The organism is Bradyrhizobium sp. AUGA SZCCT0169 (genome assembly GCF_018130085.1).
Lineage (GTDB): Bacteria > Pseudomonadota > Alphaproteobacteria > Rhizobiales > Xanthobacteraceae > Bradyrhizobium.
This window is the reverse complement of record NZ_JAFCMC010000023.1, coordinates 68502-87043: the sequence shown is the minus strand read 5'-3', so window position 1 is coordinate 87043 and position 18542 is coordinate 68502. Positions and strand designations below refer to the sequence as shown.

The 18542-nt window shown below is 64.0% G+C and carries 17 protein-coding genes and 1 other RNA gene; 10 read left to right on the top strand and 8 right to left on the bottom strand.

Annotated elements, in window-relative coordinates; genetic code table 11:
- The first annotated feature begins 23 nt into the window (after positions 1-23).
- From JQ609_RS23570 to JQ609_RS23555, 4 genes are all read left to right on the top strand, one after another.
- Positions 24-1343: a UDP-glucose/GDP-mannose dehydrogenase family protein gene (locus JQ609_RS23570; protein ID WP_212275127.1), complete on the top strand. Its 1320-nt coding sequence runs from the start codon at positions 24-26 to the stop codon at positions 1341-1343.
- A 164-nt stretch (positions 1344-1507) separates the two neighbouring features.
- On the top strand, positions 1508-3991 hold the full coding sequence (hrpB, locus tag JQ609_RS23565) for an ATP-dependent helicase HrpB (RefSeq protein ID WP_212275126.1): 2484 nt from the start codon (positions 1508-1510) through the stop codon (positions 3989-3991).
- A 142-nt stretch (positions 3992-4133) separates the two neighbouring features.
- Complete coding sequence (locus JQ609_RS23560; RefSeq protein ID WP_212209306.1) at positions 4134-4646, top strand: TIGR02281 family clan AA aspartic protease; 513 nt, start codon at positions 4134-4136, stop codon at positions 4644-4646.
- A 248-nt stretch (positions 4647-4894) separates the two neighbouring features.
- Positions 4895-6394 carry a phosphomannomutase/phosphoglucomutase gene (locus tag JQ609_RS23555; protein ID WP_212275125.1) on the top strand — a complete coding sequence of 500 codons (1500 nt, stop codon included), beginning with the start codon at positions 4895-4897 and terminating at the stop codon, positions 6392-6394.
- Positions 6395-6542: 148 nt separating this feature from the next.
- Here JQ609_RS23555 and JQ609_RS23550 read toward each other — a convergent pair whose 3' ends face one another.
- From JQ609_RS23550 to JQ609_RS23525, 6 genes are all read right to left on the bottom strand, one after another.
- Positions 6543-8009, bottom strand: a complete 1467-nt coding sequence (locus JQ609_RS23550; protein WP_212275124.1) for a methyl-accepting chemotaxis protein — start codon at positions 8007-8009, stop codon at positions 6543-6545.
- A 36-nt stretch (positions 8010-8045) separates the two neighbouring features.
- Positions 8046-8378 carry a hypothetical protein gene (locus tag JQ609_RS23545; protein WP_212209309.1) on the bottom strand — a complete coding sequence of 111 codons (333 nt, stop codon included), beginning with the start codon at positions 8376-8378 and terminating at the stop codon, positions 8046-8048.
- An 84-nt stretch (positions 8379-8462) separates the two neighbouring features.
- Positions 8463-8963, bottom strand: a complete 501-nt coding sequence (locus tag JQ609_RS23540) for an Lrp/AsnC family transcriptional regulator (protein ID WP_192739183.1) — start codon at positions 8961-8963, stop codon at positions 8463-8465.
- A gap of 69 nt (positions 8964-9032) precedes the next feature.
- The gene (locus JQ609_RS23535; protein WP_212275123.1) at positions 9033-9995 is read right to left on the bottom strand and encodes a sugar kinase; all 963 of its coding nucleotides are present in this window, start codon (positions 9993-9995) and stop codon (positions 9033-9035) included.
- Positions 9996-10088: 93 nt separating this feature from the next.
- A complete protein-coding gene (gene nudC, locus JQ609_RS23530) occupies positions 10089-11039 on the bottom strand; it encodes an NAD(+) diphosphatase (RefSeq protein WP_212209311.1) in 951 nt (316 codons plus the stop codon).
- Between the two features lie 4 nt (positions 11040-11043).
- The gene (locus JQ609_RS23525; protein ID WP_212275122.1) at positions 11044-11463 is read right to left on the bottom strand and encodes an HIT domain-containing protein; all 420 of its coding nucleotides are present in this window, start codon (positions 11461-11463) and stop codon (positions 11044-11046) included.
- A 191-nt stretch (positions 11464-11654) separates the two neighbouring features.
- Here JQ609_RS23525 and ffs point away from each other — a divergent pair.
- The 5 genes from ffs (at position 11655) to JQ609_RS23500 (ending at position 15145) form a co-directional block, all read left to right on the top strand.
- Positions 11655-11751, top strand: an RNA gene (gene ffs / locus JQ609_RS23520) — signal recognition particle sRNA small type.
- Between the two features lie 109 nt (positions 11752-11860).
- Positions 11861-13687 (top strand): DNA polymerase III subunit gamma/tau, encoded by a 1827-nt coding sequence (locus JQ609_RS23515; RefSeq protein WP_212275121.1) that lies wholly within the window; start codon positions 11861-11863, stop codon positions 13685-13687.
- Positions 13688-13711: 24 nt separating this feature from the next.
- Positions 13712-14032, top strand: coding sequence for a YbaB/EbfC family nucleoid-associated protein (locus JQ609_RS23510; RefSeq protein ID WP_192739178.1), 321 nt, complete (start codon positions 13712-13714; stop codon positions 14030-14032).
- A gap of 37 nt (positions 14033-14069) precedes the next feature.
- Positions 14070-14675 (top strand): recombination mediator RecR, encoded by a 606-nt coding sequence (recR, locus tag JQ609_RS23505; RefSeq protein WP_212209314.1) that lies wholly within the window; start codon positions 14070-14072, stop codon positions 14673-14675.
- Between the two features lie 26 nt (positions 14676-14701).
- Positions 14702-15145, top strand: a complete 444-nt coding sequence (locus JQ609_RS23500) for a hypothetical protein (RefSeq protein WP_212275120.1) — start codon at positions 14702-14704, stop codon at positions 15143-15145.
- Positions 15146-15315: 170 nt separating this feature from the next.
- On the opposite strand, the gene JQ609_RS23495 is transcribed toward JQ609_RS23500, so the two are convergent.
- Complete coding sequence (locus JQ609_RS23495; RefSeq protein WP_212275119.1) at positions 15316-16680, bottom strand: AmpG family muropeptide MFS transporter; 1365 nt, start codon at positions 16678-16680, stop codon at positions 15316-15318.
- A gap of 86 nt (positions 16681-16766) precedes the next feature.
- On the opposite strand from JQ609_RS23495, the gene JQ609_RS23490 reads away from it, so the two are divergent.
- Entirely contained in the window at positions 16767-17072 is a 306-nt protein-coding gene (locus JQ609_RS23490) for a GIY-YIG nuclease family protein (RefSeq protein WP_212275118.1), read from the top strand.
- Positions 17073-17261: 189 nt separating this feature from the next.
- Here the strand turns inward: JQ609_RS23490 and JQ609_RS23485 are convergent, their stop codons facing one another.
- Positions 17262-18470 carry a DNA recombination protein RmuC gene (locus tag JQ609_RS23485; protein WP_212275117.1) on the bottom strand — a complete coding sequence of 403 codons (1209 nt, stop codon included), beginning with the start codon at positions 18468-18470 and terminating at the stop codon, positions 17262-17264.
- Between the last annotated feature and the right edge of the window lie 72 nt (positions 18471-18542).

Genomic DNA, 18542 nt, shown 5'->3' with positions numbered 1-18542 from the left:
AACCATCAAAGCGGGCTGTTTTCATGCGCATTGCCATGATTGGCACGGGCTATGTGGGGCTGGTATCCGGCGCCTGTTTTGCCGATTTCGGTCACCAGGTTACCTGCGTGGACAAGGACGGCGACAAGATCGCCGCGCTTCGGCGCGGTGAGATCCCGATTTTCGAGCCTGGGCTCGACGCGCTGGTGGCTTCCAATGTGAAGGCCAAAAGGCTGGATTTCACCACCGACCTGACCGGGCCGGTTGCGGACGCCGACGCGGTGTTCATCGCGGTCGGCACGCCGTCGCGGCGCGGCGATGGCCACGCGGATTTGAGCTACGTGCACGCCGCCGCGCGCGAGATCGCCGCGGTGCTCAAGGGGTTTACGGTCGTGGTCACCAAATCGACGGTGCCGGTCGGCACCGGCGACGAGGTTGAGCGGCTGATCCGCGAGGTCAATCCGTCGGCCGATGTGGTGGTGGCGTCCAATCCGGAATTCCTGCGCGAGGGAGCGGCGATCCGCGATTTCAAGTTCCCCGACCGTATCGTGGTCGGCACCTCGGACGAGCGCGGGCGCAAGGTGCTCGGTGATATCTACCGGCCGTTGTCGCTCAACCAGGCGCCGCTGATGTTCACGGCGCGGCGCACCGCGGAACTGATCAAATACGCCGCCAATGCGTTCCTCGCCACCAAGATCACCTTCATCAACGAGATCGCGGATCTTTCGGAAAAGGTCGGCGCCGACGTACAGGAAGTCGCGCGCGGCATCGGGCTCGACAACCGCATCGGCGCGAAGTTCTTGCATGCCGGCCCCGGCTTCGGCGGCTCGTGCTTCCCGAAGGATACCCGCGCGCTGGTGAAGATCGCGCTCGATCACGACGTGCAGCTGCGCATCGTCGAGGCCGTGCTCGGGGTCAACGACAACCGCAAACGCGCGATGGCGCGCAAGGTGTCGAACGCGGCCGGTGGCAGCCTGCGCGGCAAGACGGTCGCGGTGCTCGGCCTCACCTTCAAGCCCGACACCGACGACATGCGCGAGGCGCCGTCGCTTCCGCTCATCACCGGACTGCTCGACATGGGCGCCAAGGTCCGCGCCCACGATCCGGTCGGTATCGAGCAGGCGCGCAAGGAATTGCCCGATATCGAATATTGCGACGACCCCTATGACTGCCTGCGCGGCGCTGACGCGATGGTTGTCGTGACCGAATGGGTGCAATACCGCACCCTCGACCTGGAGCGCGTGAAGCGCGAGATGGCCAAGCCGGTCGTGGTGGATTTGCGCAACATCTATCGCCCCGAGGACATGGCGGCCCACGGCTTTACATATGACAGCGTGGGACGGGGATCGGGCAGCGGCGTTTGACGCCCTTTCTTCCCTTCTCCCCTTGTGGGAGAAGGTGGCGCGAAGCGCCGGATGAGGGGTCAGCATCCGCGGATAGAGACCCCTCATCCGGCTCGCCGCCGCTGCGCGTCAGCGATCCACCTTCTCCCACAAGGGGAGAAGGGAAGAACCGACACGAGCCATAGTTGCCCCTGACCTTCGACACGCCACTTCCGATCGACGCGGCACTCCCCGAGCTGACGCGCACGCTGGCGGACCACAATTCCGCGGTGCTGGTGGCGCCGCCGGGCGCCGGCAAGACGACGCGGGTGCCGCTGGCGCTCTTGGATGCGTCCTGGCTCAAGGGCAAGAAGATCATCATGCTGGAGCCGCGGCGGATCGCGGCGCGCGCCAGCGCGGAGCGGATGGCGAAGACGCTCGGCGAGCGCACCGGCGACACCGTCGGCTACCGCGTCCGTTTCGGCTCTAAGGTCTCGCGCGCGACGCGGATCGAGGTCGTCACCGAGGGGATATTCTCACGGCAGATCCTCGATGATCCCGAACTGAACGGCGTCGCCGCCGTGCTGTTCGACGAATTCCACGAGCGCTCGCTCGATGCCGATCTGGGTCTGGCGCTGGCGCGCGATGCGCAAACCGGCCTGCGCGAGGATTTGCGCATCCTCGTGATGTCGGCGACGCTCGACGGTGCGCGGGTCGGCAAACTTTTGGGCGACGCCCCGGTGGTCGCCAGCGAAGGCCGCGCCTATCCGGTGGAGACGCGTTATCTCGGCCGCAAGTCGGACGCGCCGCTGGAGCGGCAGATGGCGGACGCGATCGCAACCGCGCTGCGCGCCGATCCCGGCTCCGTGCTGGCGTTCCTGCCGGGCGCCGCCGAAATCCGCCGCACGCAGAATTTTCTCGGCGAGCGGGTCCATGATGCCAGCGTCGAGATCGTGCCGCTGTTCGGCGCGCTCGACGCCGCCGTGCAGGACCGCGCGATTGCGCCCGCGCCCAAGGGGCAGCGCAAGGTGGTGCTGGCGACATCGATTGCCGAGACCTCGCTGACCATTGAAGGCGTTCGGATTGTCGTCGATTCCGGCATGGCGCGGGTGCCGCGCTATGAGCCGGATATCGGCCTGACCCGGCTGGAAACCGTGCGTGCCTCGCGCGCCGCGGTCGATCAGCGCCGCGGCCGCGCCGGCCGCACCGAACCTGGCGTATGTTACCGGCTGTGGGACGAGCCGCAGACGGCATCGCTCGCCGCCTACACGCAGCCCGAAATTCTGTCGGCCGACCTGTCCTCGCTGGTGCTCGACCTCGCGCAATGGGGCGTGCGCGATCCCGCGACCCTGGCATTCCTCGATCCACCGCCGGCACCTGCGTTGAAGGAGGCCAACAGTCTTCTTTCCGAACTCGGCGCGCTCGACGGCGACGGCCGGATCACCGCGGAGGGCAAGAGCCTGCGCGCGCTGGCGTTGCCGCCGCGGCTGGCGCGCATGATCGTGGACTCGCATCGCGCCGGCGCGGGCGAGGAAGCCGCCGATATCGCCGCTGTTCTGACCGAGCGCGGCCTCGGCGGCGACAGCGTCGATCTCGATCACAGGCTGGATCAATTCCGCCGCGACCGTTCGCCCCGTGCCGCCAGCGCGCGCAGTCTGGCGCAGCGCTGGGCCTCGCAGGTGGCCGCCGAAGCGCCGGCTTCGTCCGCGCAAGCGGATGGCGATCTGAGCACCGGCGTCATGCTGGCATTTGCCTTCCCCGACCGGGTCGCCCGCAACCGGGGCAACGGCAGTTTTGTGCTCGCCAACGGCAGGGGGGCGGCCGTGGAGCAGACCTCGTCGCTGGCGCGCGCGCCCTATATCGCGGTTGCTGAACTGACCGGCACGGCCGCACAGGGCCGCATTCTGCTGGCGGCGCCGATCGCGCAGGAAGAGATCGAACTGCGCTTCGCCGACCAGATCGAGAACGCCGAGGAGATCACGTTCGATCGTGGCGCGATGGCGCTCCGTGCCCGGCGCAAGCGCAGCCTGCACGCCATCACGCTGTCGGAGGCGCCGATGGCGCTGTCACCTTCGGCGGAGACCGCAAAAATCTTCGCTGCCGGACTGGTCGCCCTCGGGCTAGACAGGCTGCCGTGGTCGAAATCATCAAAGCAATGGCGCGACCGCGTCATGTTCCTGCGCAAGGCCGAAGGCGACAGCTGGCCTGATCTGTCCGACGACGCACTCGCGGCCACAAGCGAGGCGTGGCTGGAGCCCGTTCTCTACGACAAGACCTCACTGAAAGACTTGGCGCCCGGCGATCTCTCCGACGCGCTGATGGCCTTATTGCCGTGGGATCTGCGGGCGCGGCTGGAGCGCGAGGCACCGACCCATTTCGAGGCGCCGACCGGCACCATGCTGGCGATCGATTATGAAGCCGAGCAGGGGCCGACGATCGCGGTTCGGCTGCAGGAATTGTTCGGGCTCAACAGCCATCCCTCGATCGCCAAGGGCGCGGTGCCGCTGGTGCTGGAACTGCTCTCGCCGGCGCAGCGGCCGGTGCAGGTGACGCGCGATTTGCCGGGGTTCTGGCGTGGCAGTTACGCAGCCGTGCGTTCCGACCTGCGCGGCCGCTATCCTCGCCATCCCTGGCCGGAAGACCCAGCCAATGCCTTGCCCACGCGACGGGTCAAGCCGCGCGGAACGTGAAGGGCGCAATTGCGCGCCTTCGTTAACGCTTCGCTCATCCTTTTCGCCAAAATGGCAGCCTCGGCCGGCGTTGTTAGTCGCGGCTTGGCCGGCGCCGTGGTGTGATCGGCGGTCTGGCCCTAAATGTATCGAGTGTGGCGTCATGCGTAACCTGATGATTTTTGCCGCAGTCCTGGTTGCCCTCGGCAGCTTCATGGCCCAGATGGCGGATAAGTTTGCGCCGGCGCTCGCCAATACCGCCCCGCCAAAAGCGCAGGTCGCAACAACGGTCGCGCAGGCCAGCGGCCGCAGCATCAGCATTCCCAGAGACGCGCGCGGCCATTTCCAGACCGACGGCCGGATCGACGGCCAGCGCGTCGACTTCATGGTCGACACCGGCGCTTCGCTGGTGGCGCTGAACGAAAAATCTGCGGCGCGGTTCGGCCTGCGCCCCTCGCGCGGCGACTACAACGCGACCGTCACCACCGCCAACGGCACCATCAAGGCCGCACGCACGCGGATTGCCATGATTGACCTCGGTGGAATCGTGGTGCGCGACGTCGACGCCATGGTGCTGCCCGACGAAGCCCTTTCGGAAAATCTGCTTGGCCTGTCGTTCCTGTCGAAGCTGAAGCGCTTCGAATACGCCAATGGCCGACTGGTGCTGGAGCAATAAAGCGTTTTCGAGCGAAGCATGCCCTCGGACTTGATCCGAGGGTGGATGCCGGTTCGCGTGAAGAAAACGCGTCAAAACAGGAATTTAGAGCTTCAGTTCTGATGCAATCAGAGCTGAAGCTCTAGGCAGTTCTGCCTTCAAATCCGCCGCAATTAATCGCCAAAAGCCGCTAATCCCGCCTTCCGCTGCGCCTGCGCTTTCGCTAAGCCTGCGGCGCTGCCCTTCTATGTCTCAAGAGGCCATCCCCCATGTTTCCGAAGCCGAAATCCGTGCTGGTTCCGAATACCTATGCCTATGAATCCGAGCCGATGGTGAAGGCAACGGGTTTTCGCGAATATGACGCGCGCTGGCTGTTCGGCAAGGAAATCAACCTGATGGGCATTCAGGCGCTGGGCATGGGGCTCGGCGCGCTGATCGCGGAACGCGGCGTCAAGCAGGAGATCGTCACCGGGCACGACTTTCGCGGCTATTCGGCCTCGATCAAATACGCGCTGATTTCGGGCCTGATGGCGGCGGGCTGCAAAGTGCACGATATCGGGCTCGCGGTGACGCCGATGGCCTATTTCGCGCAGTTCGACCTCGACGTGCCCTGCGTCGCGATGGTCACCGCGTCGCATAACGACAATGGCTGGACCGGCGTCAAGATGGGCGCCAACCGGCCGCTGACCTTCGGTCCCGACGAGATGACGCGGCTGAAGGAAATCGTGCTCAACGCCGATTTCAAGAACAAGGCCGGCGGCTCCTACCAATTCCACGAGAATTTTCCGGCGCGCTACATCGCCGACCTGACCCAGCGCCCGAAGCTGAAGCGCAAGCTGAAGGTCGTGGTCGCCTGCGGCAACGGCACCGCGGGCGCGTTCGCGCCGCAGGTGATGGAAGCGATCGGCTGCGAGGTGATCCCGCTCGATACCGAGCTTGATCACACCTTTCCGAAATACAATCCGAACCCCGAAGACATGGAGATGCTGCACGCGATCCGCGACGCCGTGCTCACGCACAAGGCCGATGTCGGCCTCGGCTTTGACGGCGACGGCGACCGTTGCGGCGTGGTCGACAATACCGGCGAGGAGATCTTTGCCGACAAGGTCGGCGTGATGCTGGCGCGCGACATGTCGGCGATCCACAAGGATGCGTTGTTCGTGGTCGACGTGAAATCGACCGGACTTTTCGTCACCGATCCCGTGCTGCAGAAGCAGGGCGCCAAAACCGAGTATTGGAAGACCGGCCATTCCTACATGAAGCGCCGCACCAACGAGCTTGGCGCGCTGGCAGGCTTCGAAAAGTCCGGGCATTTCTTCTTCAACAAACCGTTCGGCCGCGGCTATGACGACGGCCTGGTTTCGGCGATCGCGATCTGCGAGATGCTCGATCGCGCCACCGGCAAGTCGATGGCGGATCTGAAGGACGCGCTGCCGAAAACCTGGTCGTCGCCGACGATGTCGCCGCATTGCGCCGACGAGACCAAATACGGCGTCGTCGACGCCGTGGTGAAGCATTTCGAGACGCTGCAAAAAAAGGGCGAGAAGGTCGCGGGCCAAAAGATCCGCGATCTCGTCACCGTCAACGGCGTGCGTGTCACGGTCGAAGATGGCAGCTGGGGCCTGGTGCGGGCGTCTTCCAACAAGCCGGAGCTGGTGGTGGTGGTCGAGAGCCCCGTTGCCGAGCAGCGGATGCACGACATGTTCGAGGCGATGAATGTGGTGCTGCGCACCCATCCCGAAGTCGGCGAGTATAATCAGAAGATTTGAGATTGACGTGTCATTGCCGGGCTTGACCCGGCAATCCATCCTCTTCGTGAAAGTGTTCTAGTGAGGATTGATGGATGCGCGGGTCATAGGCGAGCGCAAGCGACGCCGTCCTTCAGACGGCTATGCCCGCGTATGACACTTGTGGCGCCTACGCCGCGTGAAGCGAGCCGAGGAAGCTGTCGACTTCGGATTTCAGCCGGTCCGATTGCGACGACAGGCCATTCGCGGCGTCGAGCAACCGTGCCGTCCCGCGGCCGGCTTCATCGGAAGCCCGGCTGACGCTGAGGATGCTGTCGTTGACATCCCTGGTGCTATCAGCGGCCTGCTGCACGTTCCCCGCGATTTCCCGCGTTGCGGCGCCCTGCTGATCGACCGCGGCGGCGATTCCGCTCGAGATCTCGTCGATCTCGGCGATGGTGCCGCTGATCACCTGGATGGCGTTGACGGCTTCGCCGGTGGCGGTCTGGATGGCTTGAATCTGCGCGGAAATTTCCTCCGTCGCGTTCGCGGTCTGATTGGCCAGCGCCTTGACTTCGCTCGCTACCACCGCAAATCCCCTGCCATGTTCGCCGGCGCGGGCGGCTTCGATCGTGGCGTTCAGCGCCAGCAAATTGGTCTGGCTGGCGATGCTCTGGATCAGCGTCACCACTTCGCCGATCTTCTGGGTGCCGGCGGCAAGTCCCTCGACCACGGCGTTGGTCCGACGCGCCTCATCGGCGGCCTTGTTGGCGATCTCGGCGGAGCGCGTCACCTGCTGGGCGATGCTGTTGATCGAAGCCGCGAGCTCTTCGGTTGCCGATGCCACCGTTTCCACGTTCGCCGAGGCCTGCGTCGATGCGGCGGCGACCGTGGCGGTCTGCCGCGAGGTTTCAGCGTTGCTGTCGCTCATCGAGGCCGACAGACCTTGCATCTCGCTGGCCGCCACGGCGACGGCCTCGACGACGCCGCTGATCCTGCGCTCGAAGCCGGCGGACAGTTCGCGCCTTGCCGCATCACGGTCGCGCTTGGCTTGCTCGGCCATGGTGCGGTCGGCAGTGGCGCGTGCTTCGGCAGCGCTGGCCGCATCGGCCTCCGCGGTCTTCTGTGCGGCCATTTCGAACAAATGGGTGACCGTGGTCGTGAGCCAGATCAACACGCCTGCCTCGATCAGGAGGATGACGGCGTGGAGAACGACGCGGCCAAAATCGGAGCCGCCGGGATAGACCGCGGCCGGCAGCACGAAGTTCAGCGTCAGGTGGTGCAGCGCGACAGCCACCGTGCCGAGGACGATCGGCCGGTAATCGCAATAGGCGACCAGACAGGCCAGCGCTGCGAAGAAGTACATGTGCATGTCGACCTGCCAGCGATGTCCCGCGAGCTGGAAGACAAACATCGCGACATCGGCCATCAACGCGACCGCAACGATCAGGCGGGTGGAAAGCCCGTTCCCCGACATGCGCCACGATACGGTCGCGGCCAGCGCCATTGCGGCCATGAAGGCGGCCGGTACCAGCCAGTCGGCGTCGCGCGCCATACCGATGACGAGCGCGATCGGAACGTGCAGCCAGAGCACCGCGAGCAATATCTTGCTGGCTGTTTCGCGCAGGATTACCAGGTCTTCGCTTTCGAAGGTCATTCCCAGCTCCCAGATTGTAGGTCGTCAAGTACGCGTCTATTTCGTGAAGCAGGCCGCGATCGCCTGCGGGTCCATGGTCAGCCAGGCGCCGGCCTTGCGCAGTTGTGTCAGCCCGTCATTGTCGTCCGGTCGCACGACCAGAAGGGCCGGAACGGCGGTCGTCCTGACGATGGCGGCGTTGGCGGACGCGGTAGCAAGCAACGCCTGCTTGTCGCTCCACCATGGCGGGAAAGCCACCGCCACGACCTCGGCGCCGGTCCTGACCTGCAACGACAGTGCTGCGATTCCGATCCAGCTCGCGATCAGCAGCGCAGCAGCGTTCAGCCAGACAGGCCGTCGGGTCGTTGGAATGATTTCCCCCCGCTCCATCACAGAACAATATCGTGACGAAGCTAACGGCGCGTAAACCTTCAGCCTAAGGTAGCGTTGTCGCGGCGCAACATCGGACGGCGGTTACGCCGCCGGGACCGGCAGTGCGGTGACCGACTTGATCTTCTCCATCGCAAAGCGCGAGGTCACGTTCTTCAGCGGCACGGCGCTGATCAGCTTCTTGTAGAACACGTCATAGCTCGCCATGTCGGCGACCACGACGCGCAGCATGTAATCGACGTCGCCCGCCATCCGATAAAACTCCATCACTTCGGGCATGGCGCTGACGGCACTGGCGAAGGTCTTCAGCCAGGCTTCGGAATGATCGGAACTCTCGACCGAGACGAATACGGAAATGCCGAGCCCGATCTTGTTCTGATCGACCAGCGCAACCCGGCGCAGGATCACGCCGTCGGCCTCTAACCGCTGGATGCGCTTCCAGCACGGTGTCGAGGACAGCCCGACCCGGTCGCCGATCTCGGCTACCGACAGCGAGGCGTCCTCCTGCAGCACCGTCAGGATTTTGCGGTCAATGGCGTCAAGGCGGCGATTGGCTTCGTGAAGCTGGACTGCAATGTCGGTCATGAGAAGAATGTTCCATGAATGAGGCTTTCATTCCTCATATATAGAAAATTCTTCTATAGCAAGCCTATCTTATTGGCCGGTCGAGGCCGGGCTGGTACTCTGGTTTTGGCTGAAAAGCTCTTCAACTTCGATACGTTGCGGCGCGGCAAAGGCGCCGCCAAAGCGGGTGCATTTCAAGGCCGCGGCAGCCGAGGCAAACCGAAGCGCCTGCTGCAATTCCTGCCCCTCGGTGATCGCGAGCGCGAAGGCGCCGTGGAACACGTCACCGGCGCCTAGCGTGTCGACGGTATGGACCGGGAAGGCCGGGGTTTCCTGGATACCCCCGTTCTCGTCGAGCCAGATCGTGCCGCGCGCACCGCGGGTCCCCGCCAGGAACGACTTGGTCAGCTTTGCGATTTTCTTCAGGGCCTGGGCGTCGTCGGCGACATCAGCGGTCTCCTGCAGCGGCTCGCTCGAGAACACCAGATGCGAGGACGCATTGAGCAGCCCCTCGCGCAGCGACATCGCGCGATCGACGTCGACGATCACAGGGATGCCGCGCCGTTGCGCCTCGGCGCATAGATCCGTGCAGAATTCCGCGCAACGACTCTCGGTGAGAATGGCGGCACAATCGTCCAGCAGCGTGTCGAAGTCGGGCAACTTGACCTTCCACAGCTCCGGATCGCGGAAGGTCACGATGGTGCGCTCGCCGGAAGGATCGATCATGACAGCCGAGATCGGCGTCACCAAGCCCGGCATGTGGATGAGATGTTTCGTCTCGATGCCCTCATGCGCCATCTGATCGAAGATGAAGCGAGCAGATGTTTCCTTGGCATCGCCCATCGGCCCGCAGATCGAGGCGCGTCCACCGAGCCGAACGATGCCGATCGCGCCATTGAGCGCGTTGCCGCCACAGATTTCGTCGAATGCGGTGGCGTTCTCCTTGGAGCCGCGCCCAGGAACACCTGGCGTATGAAAGGTCAGGTCGCGCACCGGCATGCCGATGCACAGGATGCGCGGCGGGGGTTTCGGCGCTTTATCGTGAAAATTCATGCCGGAATCCGTCATGTCGGTTCCACCGTGTGCCGGAACCCGGAAAAGCGATGCAGTCCGGGGGTAATGATCTGGTCCATCGGAGAGTTCCCGCTATGCGCCCGAATCGTTAGCCCCATGCACCCAGCGGCCGATCAAATGGTGAGCGATCGCGAACGGATGGGCGGCAAACATGCCGTCGGGATGTGTTCGGCTGTGCATCAGGGCCACTTCGTCGCGAGTGAACCAGCGTGCATCCTCCAGTTCGGCCTTGTCGACCACGATTTCGTCCGAGGTTGCGCGTGCGGCGCATCCGATCATCAGCGATGACGGGTAGGGCCACGGCTGCGTCATGTAATAGGTCACGTCGGTGCAGTGAATTCCGGATTCCTCGAAAATCTCGCGCCGGACCGCGTCCTCGATGGTTTCGGCGACCTCGACGAAGCCCGCCAGGCACGACCACATCCCCGGCAAAAACTGCTTCTGCCGTCCCAGCAGACATCTGTCGCCATGAGTGACCAGCATGATGACGACCGGATCGGTGCGCGGAAAATGCTCGGCCTTGCAGTTCGGGCAGTCCCGCTTCCAGCCACCCTCCTTCATCGCGGTGCGGGTGCCGCAATTGGCGCAATAGCCATGGCGCTGATGCCAGCTCACCATCGATTTCGCCATCGCGATCGCCGAGAGCTGTTCGGTCGGCACCGCGCCCTGCATCACCATGCCGCGCAGGTCGGTGACCGCGACGTCGTCGCGCGTCAGCAGCTTTTCCACCGCCGCCGCCGCAATCCCCATGCCGAAAACCGGCGCACCGTCGCGCAGGCCCAGAAAGATCGTGCCCGGATTGGCGCCCAGTTTCGCGGCCTCATCGACGCTGAGCAGGACGCGCGATCCTCCGGCCTCCTGCCGCACCACCAGCGAGTCGCGGTAGATCACATAGGCGCCGGCGTCGCGGTGGCTTTCCAGCGCGAACAGTTTCTCGTCATTGCTGCGCAGATGCGCGGCGCGGTCGAGAATGTCGGTGACGAAAGCGGGCTTGCCGAGTGGAAACGAATCGAAAATTGACATGAATTCAACCTAGCCAAATCTTGCGGCGGAGCGCGCTGATGAAATTCTGGACTTCCTCGGCGTCATGCGCCAGTGGCGGCATCACGCCCCAGACCGGCCGCGGCCAGGCGGCGTCGCTGGTGCGGCGCGCGACGACGTGAACATGGAGCTGTGGCACCAGATTGCCCAGTGCCGCGATATTGAGCTTGTCGCATTTGGTGATCTCTTTGAGGGCACGGGCGACGCGCGAGACTTCCGTCATCAACTGCGCCTGGGCGACCTCGTCGAGATCGATGATTTCCACCGCCCCCTCGCGGCGCGGCACCAGCAGCAGCCACGGGTAATGCGCGTCCTTGATCACCAGCACCCGGCACAGCGGCAGGTCGCCAATGTCGATGGTGTCTTTCTTGAGCTGGGAGTGCAGCGACCAGTCGGATGCAGACATTATCTCACCTCGTCATGCCCGGCCTTGTGCCGGGCATCCACGTCTTTCTTGTGGATGCAAGGTGAGACGTGGATGGCCGGGACAAGCCCGGCCATGACGGCAAGTAAAGCCTTTCCGCGGTTCCACACAAGTCCTGCGAACCCCGTTTACCCCGCTTGCTTTCCGGCCCTTTTGGCCCCAAATAAGGACCGGGAGATTGGCGGTGGACGAGCCACTCGCCAACCGGGTCAGGTCCGGAAGGAAGCAGCCCTAACGAGGTCCGGATCGGGTCGCTCGTCAGTCTCCTACCTGTTTTTCGAGCGAATCGCGCTCAAGGCGGCGAGGCCCGCCTTTGGCGCTTGATTCCTCTCCCGTTCCGCAAGCCGGCCTTGAGAGACAATCAATTGCGGATCGACCGATGAGTGATGCTGGCGCTCCCCCCGAAAATGCAGGCCGCCTCGATCTCGGCGGGCTGCCGGAGGCCGGAAAGCCCTACCGGGTGCTGGCGCGCAAATACCGCCCCTCCAGTTTCGAGGATTTGATCGGCCAGGAGGCCATGGTCCGCACCGTTTCGAATGCGTTCGAAACGGGGCGAATCCCGCAGGCCTGGATTCTGACCGGGGTGCGCGGGGTCGGCAAAACCACCACGGCGCGGATTCTCGCCCGCGCGCTCAATTACGAAATGGCCGACGGTTCGGTGAAGGGGCCGGCGATCCAGATGCCCACGCTCGGCGTGCATTGCCAGGCGATCATGGAAAGCCGGCACATGGACGTGCTGGAAATGGACGCTGCGTCGCATACCGGCGTCGACGATGTCCGCCAGATCAATGACAGCGTGCGCTATGCACCGGCCTCTGCGCGCTACAAGGTCTACATCATCGACGAAGTTCACATGCTGTCGACCGCCGCCTTCAACGCGTTCCTGAAGACGCTGGAGGAGCCGCCGGAGCACGCCAAATTCGTGTTCGCGACCACCGAGATCCGAAAAGTTCCGGTCACGGTGCTGTCGCGCTGCCAGCGTTTTGACCTCCGCCGCGTCGAGGCCGACGTGCTGATGGGGCACCTGTCCAACATCGCGACCAAGGAAGGTGTCGAGGTTGAACCCGAGGCGCTCGGCATCATCGCGCGCGCCGCCGAAGGCTCGGTGCGCGATTCGCTGTCGCTGTTCGACCAGGCGATCGCGCATGCGGCCGGCACCGTGCGCGCCGACGCAGTGCGGCAGATGCTTGGGCTCGCGGACCGCACGCGCGTGATTGATTTGTTTGAATCGCTGGCCCGCGGCGACATCGCCAGCGCCTTCAAGGAATTCCGCGAGCAATATGATGTCGGCGCAGATCCGGTCGTGGTGCTGTCCGATCTCGCCGAGTTCGTCAATTTCGTCACCCGCGTGAAAGTCGTGCCGGCCACCGCCGACAACGTCGCCTATGGCGAGACCGAACGCGTGCGTGCCCGCGATTTTGCGGCAAAATTGTCGATGCGGGTGCTGTCGCGCATGTGGCAGATGCTCCTGAAAGGCATCACCGAGGTGCAGACCGCGACGCGGCCGGCGGCGGCGGCCGAAATGGTGCTGGTGCGCATCGCCTATGTCGCCGACATGCCCACGCCAGACGAAGCGATCAGGATGCTTGAACAAAACGGCGGTGGCTCGCCGGTCGTTTCGGCAAGTGCTGCGCCCTCGCGCGCGGCGCCGGCCTCGACCGTGTCTTCCATGTCGTCAGCGCCGATGCGCGGGCCCACGGCGCAAAGGTCCGGCGCCGAGGCGTCCGCGCGCCCGCAAATGGCCGCGCCCGCGCCGGAGCCGCAGTCTGCGCCCGCTTTGCGGATCACCAGCTTTGCGCAGCTCGTCGCGCTGGCCGGCGAGAAGCGCGATCTGCTGATCAAGGCGGCGCTCGAGGCCGACATGCGGCTGGTGCGCCTGGAGGATGGGCGGCTGGAAGTCGCGCTCGAACGCCACGCGGCGCGGGCGCTGGTCAGCGATCTCTCCCGCAAGCTGGAACTATGGACCGGCCGGCGCTGGACCGTGATCGTCTCCAACGAGACCGGCCAGCCGACGGTTCGTTCGCAGAACGAGCATGCGAAGAACGAACATGCGCGGGCCGCGGAAGCCGATCCGCGCGTGCAGGAAGTGCTGGCGCGGTTCCCGGGCGCCAAGGTCGTCGAGGTGCGCAAGCTTGCCGCCGAGCCGCCGGAAACCGACGCGATCGGTGAGGACCCGGCCGAGCGTTCGGACAGTGATGACGATTGATCGATATCTTGAGAGGACGCAACCATGGCTGATTTTCTCGGCATGATGAAGCAGGCGGCGCAGCTGCAATCCAAGATGCAGGCGATGCAGGAAGAACTCGGCAATGTCGAAGTCGAGGGCATTTCCGGCGGCGGCATGGTCGCCGTGCGGATGACCGCGAAGATGGAAGTGAAGGGCGTCAAGATCGACCCATCGCTGATGAAGGCGGAGGACCGCGAAATCCTCGAAGACCTGCTGGTGACGGCGCATAACGACGCCCGGCGCAAGGCAGAAACCGCGATGCAGGAAAAGATGCAGGCGCTGACCGGCGGGCTCGGCCTGCCACCAGGGCTTGGTCTTACCTGAAGTCTTGGTCTTACTTAAATGCTTGGTCTCACCTGAAATGGCTACCGCGGTTGCCGGCCCCGAAATCGAACGTCTGATCCAGCTGTTGGCGCGGTTGCCGGGGCTTGGGCCGCGTTCGGCGCGGCGCGCGGCGCTGCATCTGATCAAGAAGCGCGAAGCGCTGATGACGCCGCTCGCCGGCGCGCTGCAGGTGGCGATCGAAAAGATCCAGGTCTGCAAGACTTGCGGCAGTATCGATACGCAAAATCCCTGCACGGTCTGTACCGATCCGCGGCGCGATCCCACCACCATCGTCGTGGTCGCCGACGTCGCGGATTTGTGGGCGCTGGAGCGGGCCAATGCGACCAACGGCCGCTATCACGTGCTGGGCGCCACGCTGTCGCCGCTCGACGGCGTCGGTCCGCAGGATCTCACCATCGACGCGCTGGTGGCGCGCGCACATGACCAGCAGGTGAGTGAGATCATCCTGGCGCTGAATGCAACGGTTGATGGCCAGACCACGGCGCATTACATCACCGATTTGTTGCAAGAGGCCAATGTCAAGGTCACACGGCTGGCCCATGGTGTTCCAGTCGGCGGCGAACTTGATTATCTCGATGAAGGTACGCTATCGGCTGCGATGCGACAGCGAACACTGTTCTGATTCTCTTTATCATGGAACTATCGGAAATGACGAAACGACGATTCGCCATACGCTCGGCTTTTGTGTTGGTAATGGTCACGGCGCTTGCTACGCCTGCTGGCTCCGCGCAGACGGCTCAGCAGGAGGAACCTGCACCGGCCAAGGCAGGCAAGCTGATCAATGTGGGAGACATCCTCTCGGGCGAGCTCAACGCCATGAAGACGCGCGGCGGCAAGCGTGGCGCGAAGGTCTCGACCTACCAGATCACGTCCGAGCCGCGTCGCCTGCCGCCACCGAGCGGTCTGTGCAACCTCGAGACTGGGCCGGAGACTTTCCAACTCGTCATCACCAGCGACGCGCAGGCTGCGCAGTTGAAGGGCAAGGTCGGCAAGGAAATTTCGGTGAAGGTCGATGAAGTCGCCTGTGCCGAGGCTGCCGGACAAATGAGCGAAGCCGTGATCACCAAGTGGAGCGTCGTGACCAAGAACTGAGTTTGTCGCGGCCGCTGTCACAAACACCGCTGTCATCGCCCGGCTTGACCGGGCGACCCAGTACGCCGCGGCTTCTCGATTCAGCAACCGGCGTTTCTGGAATACTGGGTCCCCGCCTTCGCGGGGACGACAACCGAGGTTGTTGACACAGCGTTCAACGCCCTTGCAGCCTAAACCTTCATCGGCCCCAGTTCATCGAAATGCCCGCGCCGCTGCAGCCACACCAGCAGGATCAGGCTCGGCACCGCGACCAGTACGGAGACCACGAAGAACAGCGGCCAGCCCGTCGCCTCGGCCACATAGCCCGAGCCAGAAGACAGATAGATACGGCCGACTGACGCCAGTGCGGTGAGCAGCGCATATTGCGTGGCGGTGTGCAGCGGATTCTTGCATAGCGCAGAGAGATAGGCGACGAAGATCACCGTGCCGATCGCGCCGGTGAACGCTTCCACCGAGACGGCGACGGTCAGCGCCCATTGCTGCGGCCCGACCAGCGCCAGCCAGGTGAAGGTGAGGTTGGACACCGCCTGCAGCAGGCCGCCGATCCACAGGCAGGTCACCAGCGAGGTGCCGCGCGCGAGGAAGCCGCCGGCGAAACCGCCGACCAGGGTCGCGGCCAGGCCGACTCCTTTGACGATGATGGCGTAGTCGTTGCGCGTGAAGCCGATGTCGATGATGAACGGCACTGTCATCGCGCCGGCGAAGGCGTCGGTGAACTTGAACAGCATCACGAACACCAGCACGATGATGGCATAGCGCTGGGTCAGGAACTCGCTGAAAGCGCCCATCGCGGCCTCGGCGATGCGGCTGACCGAAGGCTTTCCTCCTGCTGCGGCGTCAGCAATACGGGACTGCTCCGGCTCCCGCGCGCACAGCACCGTGACGATGCCGATCAGCACCAGCGCCGCCATGACAGCGAAACTCGCCATCCAGGCATCGAGCCGGGTCAGCCCAACATATTCGAAGCCGGTGACGAGAAACAGCGCGCCGGCCGTGGACGCCACCATGCCGACGCGATAGGCCGCCACATAGGACGCCATACCGGCGGCCTGTTCGTTCTCCGCTAGGCTTTCGACCCTGTAAGCATCGACCACGATGTCCTGCGTTGCCGACGTCGTGGCGACCAGCAGCGCGCCGAGCGCCACGAAGAACGGCGAGCGTGCGGGATCGGTCAGCGCCAGTCCGAGGATCGCGGCCATCAACAGCAGTTGGGTGAAGACCAGCCAGCCGCGCCGCCGCCCGAGCCAGCGCGTCAGCAGCGGAATGTTAAGGCCATCCACCAGCGGCGCCCAAAGGAACTTGAGCGTGTAGGGCGTGCCGACCAGGGTGAACAGCCCGATGGTGCCGAGGCTGACGCCGTTCTCGCTGACCCATACCAGCAGCGTCGATCCCGACAGCGCCAGCGGCAGCCCGGACGAGAAGCCGAGCATCATCACGATCAGCACGCGCGGCTGCAGATACACCGCAAGCGCTTCGCGCCAGGAGGGCGCGGACGAGGGTGTTGCCGATGTCGAGGGGGCTTCAGGTGCGTTCATAGACAGGTGTTAGCAGATTCGGCCGCCAAAAATGATACTGTCATCGCCCGGCTTGACCGGGCGACCCAGTATCCCAGAGGCGGCAGATGGGAACGCGCAGCTATTATGTATATATCCTGGCCAGCCGCATCGGTGGCACGCTTTACATCGGCGTGACCAATGACCTCGTCCGTCGCGTTTACGAGCATAAGTCAGGTGCGGTGGAAGGCTTCACTAAAGATTACGGCGTGAGTCATCTGGTGTACTTCGAATGCGTCGACGAAGTAGAGGTTGCCATTCAGCGTGAGAAACGGCTGAAGAAATGGCCGCGGGCTTGGAAGATTGCGCTGATCGAAAAGGACAATCCGAACTGGATTGATCTTTATCCGGAGATCGCCGCAGGAGGAGGATAGGTCAGCGCTTTCGACGAGATGGCTCTGATGGCGGCGGGTCCCAGAAGGACGAACAAAAATCATTGTCGTCCTCCGCGAAAGCGGGGGACCCAGTATCCCAGAGGTGTTTGAGCTAGATCGAGAGGCCGCGGCGTACTGGGTCGCCCGGTCAAGCCGGGCGATGACACCGCTTGCGTAGCGCCTGGGCCTCTACTCCCCCGCCTGCAGCTTGCGCGCCAGCGGGAACAGCTCTGGTGCGCCAGATTTGACGATGCGCGGAGCCTCGGGCGGCGGCTCGGACTTGCTAAAATCCAGTTCCTCGATCCGCCCCGCCCGCTTTTCGATCTTGTCGGCGGAGATCAGGATCTGGCGGACGTCCTCATTCACATCGCCAAAATGCTTTTGCAGTTTCAGCACGCGGTCGCGCAGGCGGCCGAGATCGTCGCCCAAATTAAGCACCTCGGTGCGGATCTGGTCGGCAGCATCGCGCATCCGCGCATCTTTCAGGATCTGCTGCATCACCTGGATTGCCAGCATCAACAGCGACGGCGACACCAGCACGACGCGGGCGCGGTAGGCCTTCTGGATCACGTCGTCGAACCCATCGTGAATTTCCGCATAGACCGATTCCGACGGCACGAACATCAGCGCGGTGTCCTGGGTCTCGCCTGATATCAGATACTTCTCGGCGATGTCGTTGACATGCTTCATCACGTCGGCGCGCAGTCGCCCTGTAGCGTATTTCTTTTCCTCGTCGGTGCGCGCGTCGTGCAGCGCGGTCATCGCCTCCAGCGGAAATTTCGCATCGATGCAGAGCGGGCGCTGGTCGGGCAGGAACACCACGCAATCCGGCCGCTTGCCTGATGAGAGCGTGTACTGGAACTCGTAGGAACCCGTCGGCATGCCGTCCTGGACGATCGCCTCCATCCGCGCCTGGCCGAACGCGCCGCGCGACTGCTTGTTGGCGAGCACGTCGCGCAGCGTGGTGACTTGCGAGGTCAGGTCGGTGAGATTTTTATGGGCATTGTCGATAATGCCGAGCCGCTCATGCAGCGCGCGCAAACTGTCCATGGTGTTGCGCGTGGTCGCTTCCATCGACTGGCCGACCCGGTGGGTCACCGAATCCAGCCGCTCGTTGACGGCGCGGGCCATCTCGGCCTGACGGCCGGCCAGCGCCTGTCCCATCGCATCGACCCGGCCGGTGGATTCGCTCTGCGCCCGCAGCATTTCGCTCAGGCGTTCCTCGAGCTCGTCGGCCCGGATCGCCTGCGCCATCGCGAGTTCCGCGCCGCGGCGGCCCGACCGGGCGATGACGATGGCAATGGTGAGCAACAGGATTAGCGCCAGCGCGCCAAAGCCGATCAGCGCGTCGAGGGCACGAATCGGCAGGTCGCCGATGACAAAAAGAATCTCGTTCATGGCTGCTTGTAGCCGATTCGCGGGTTAGCACGAACGAAGAGGGAACATTTATGGTAGATGACCCCTTAATTT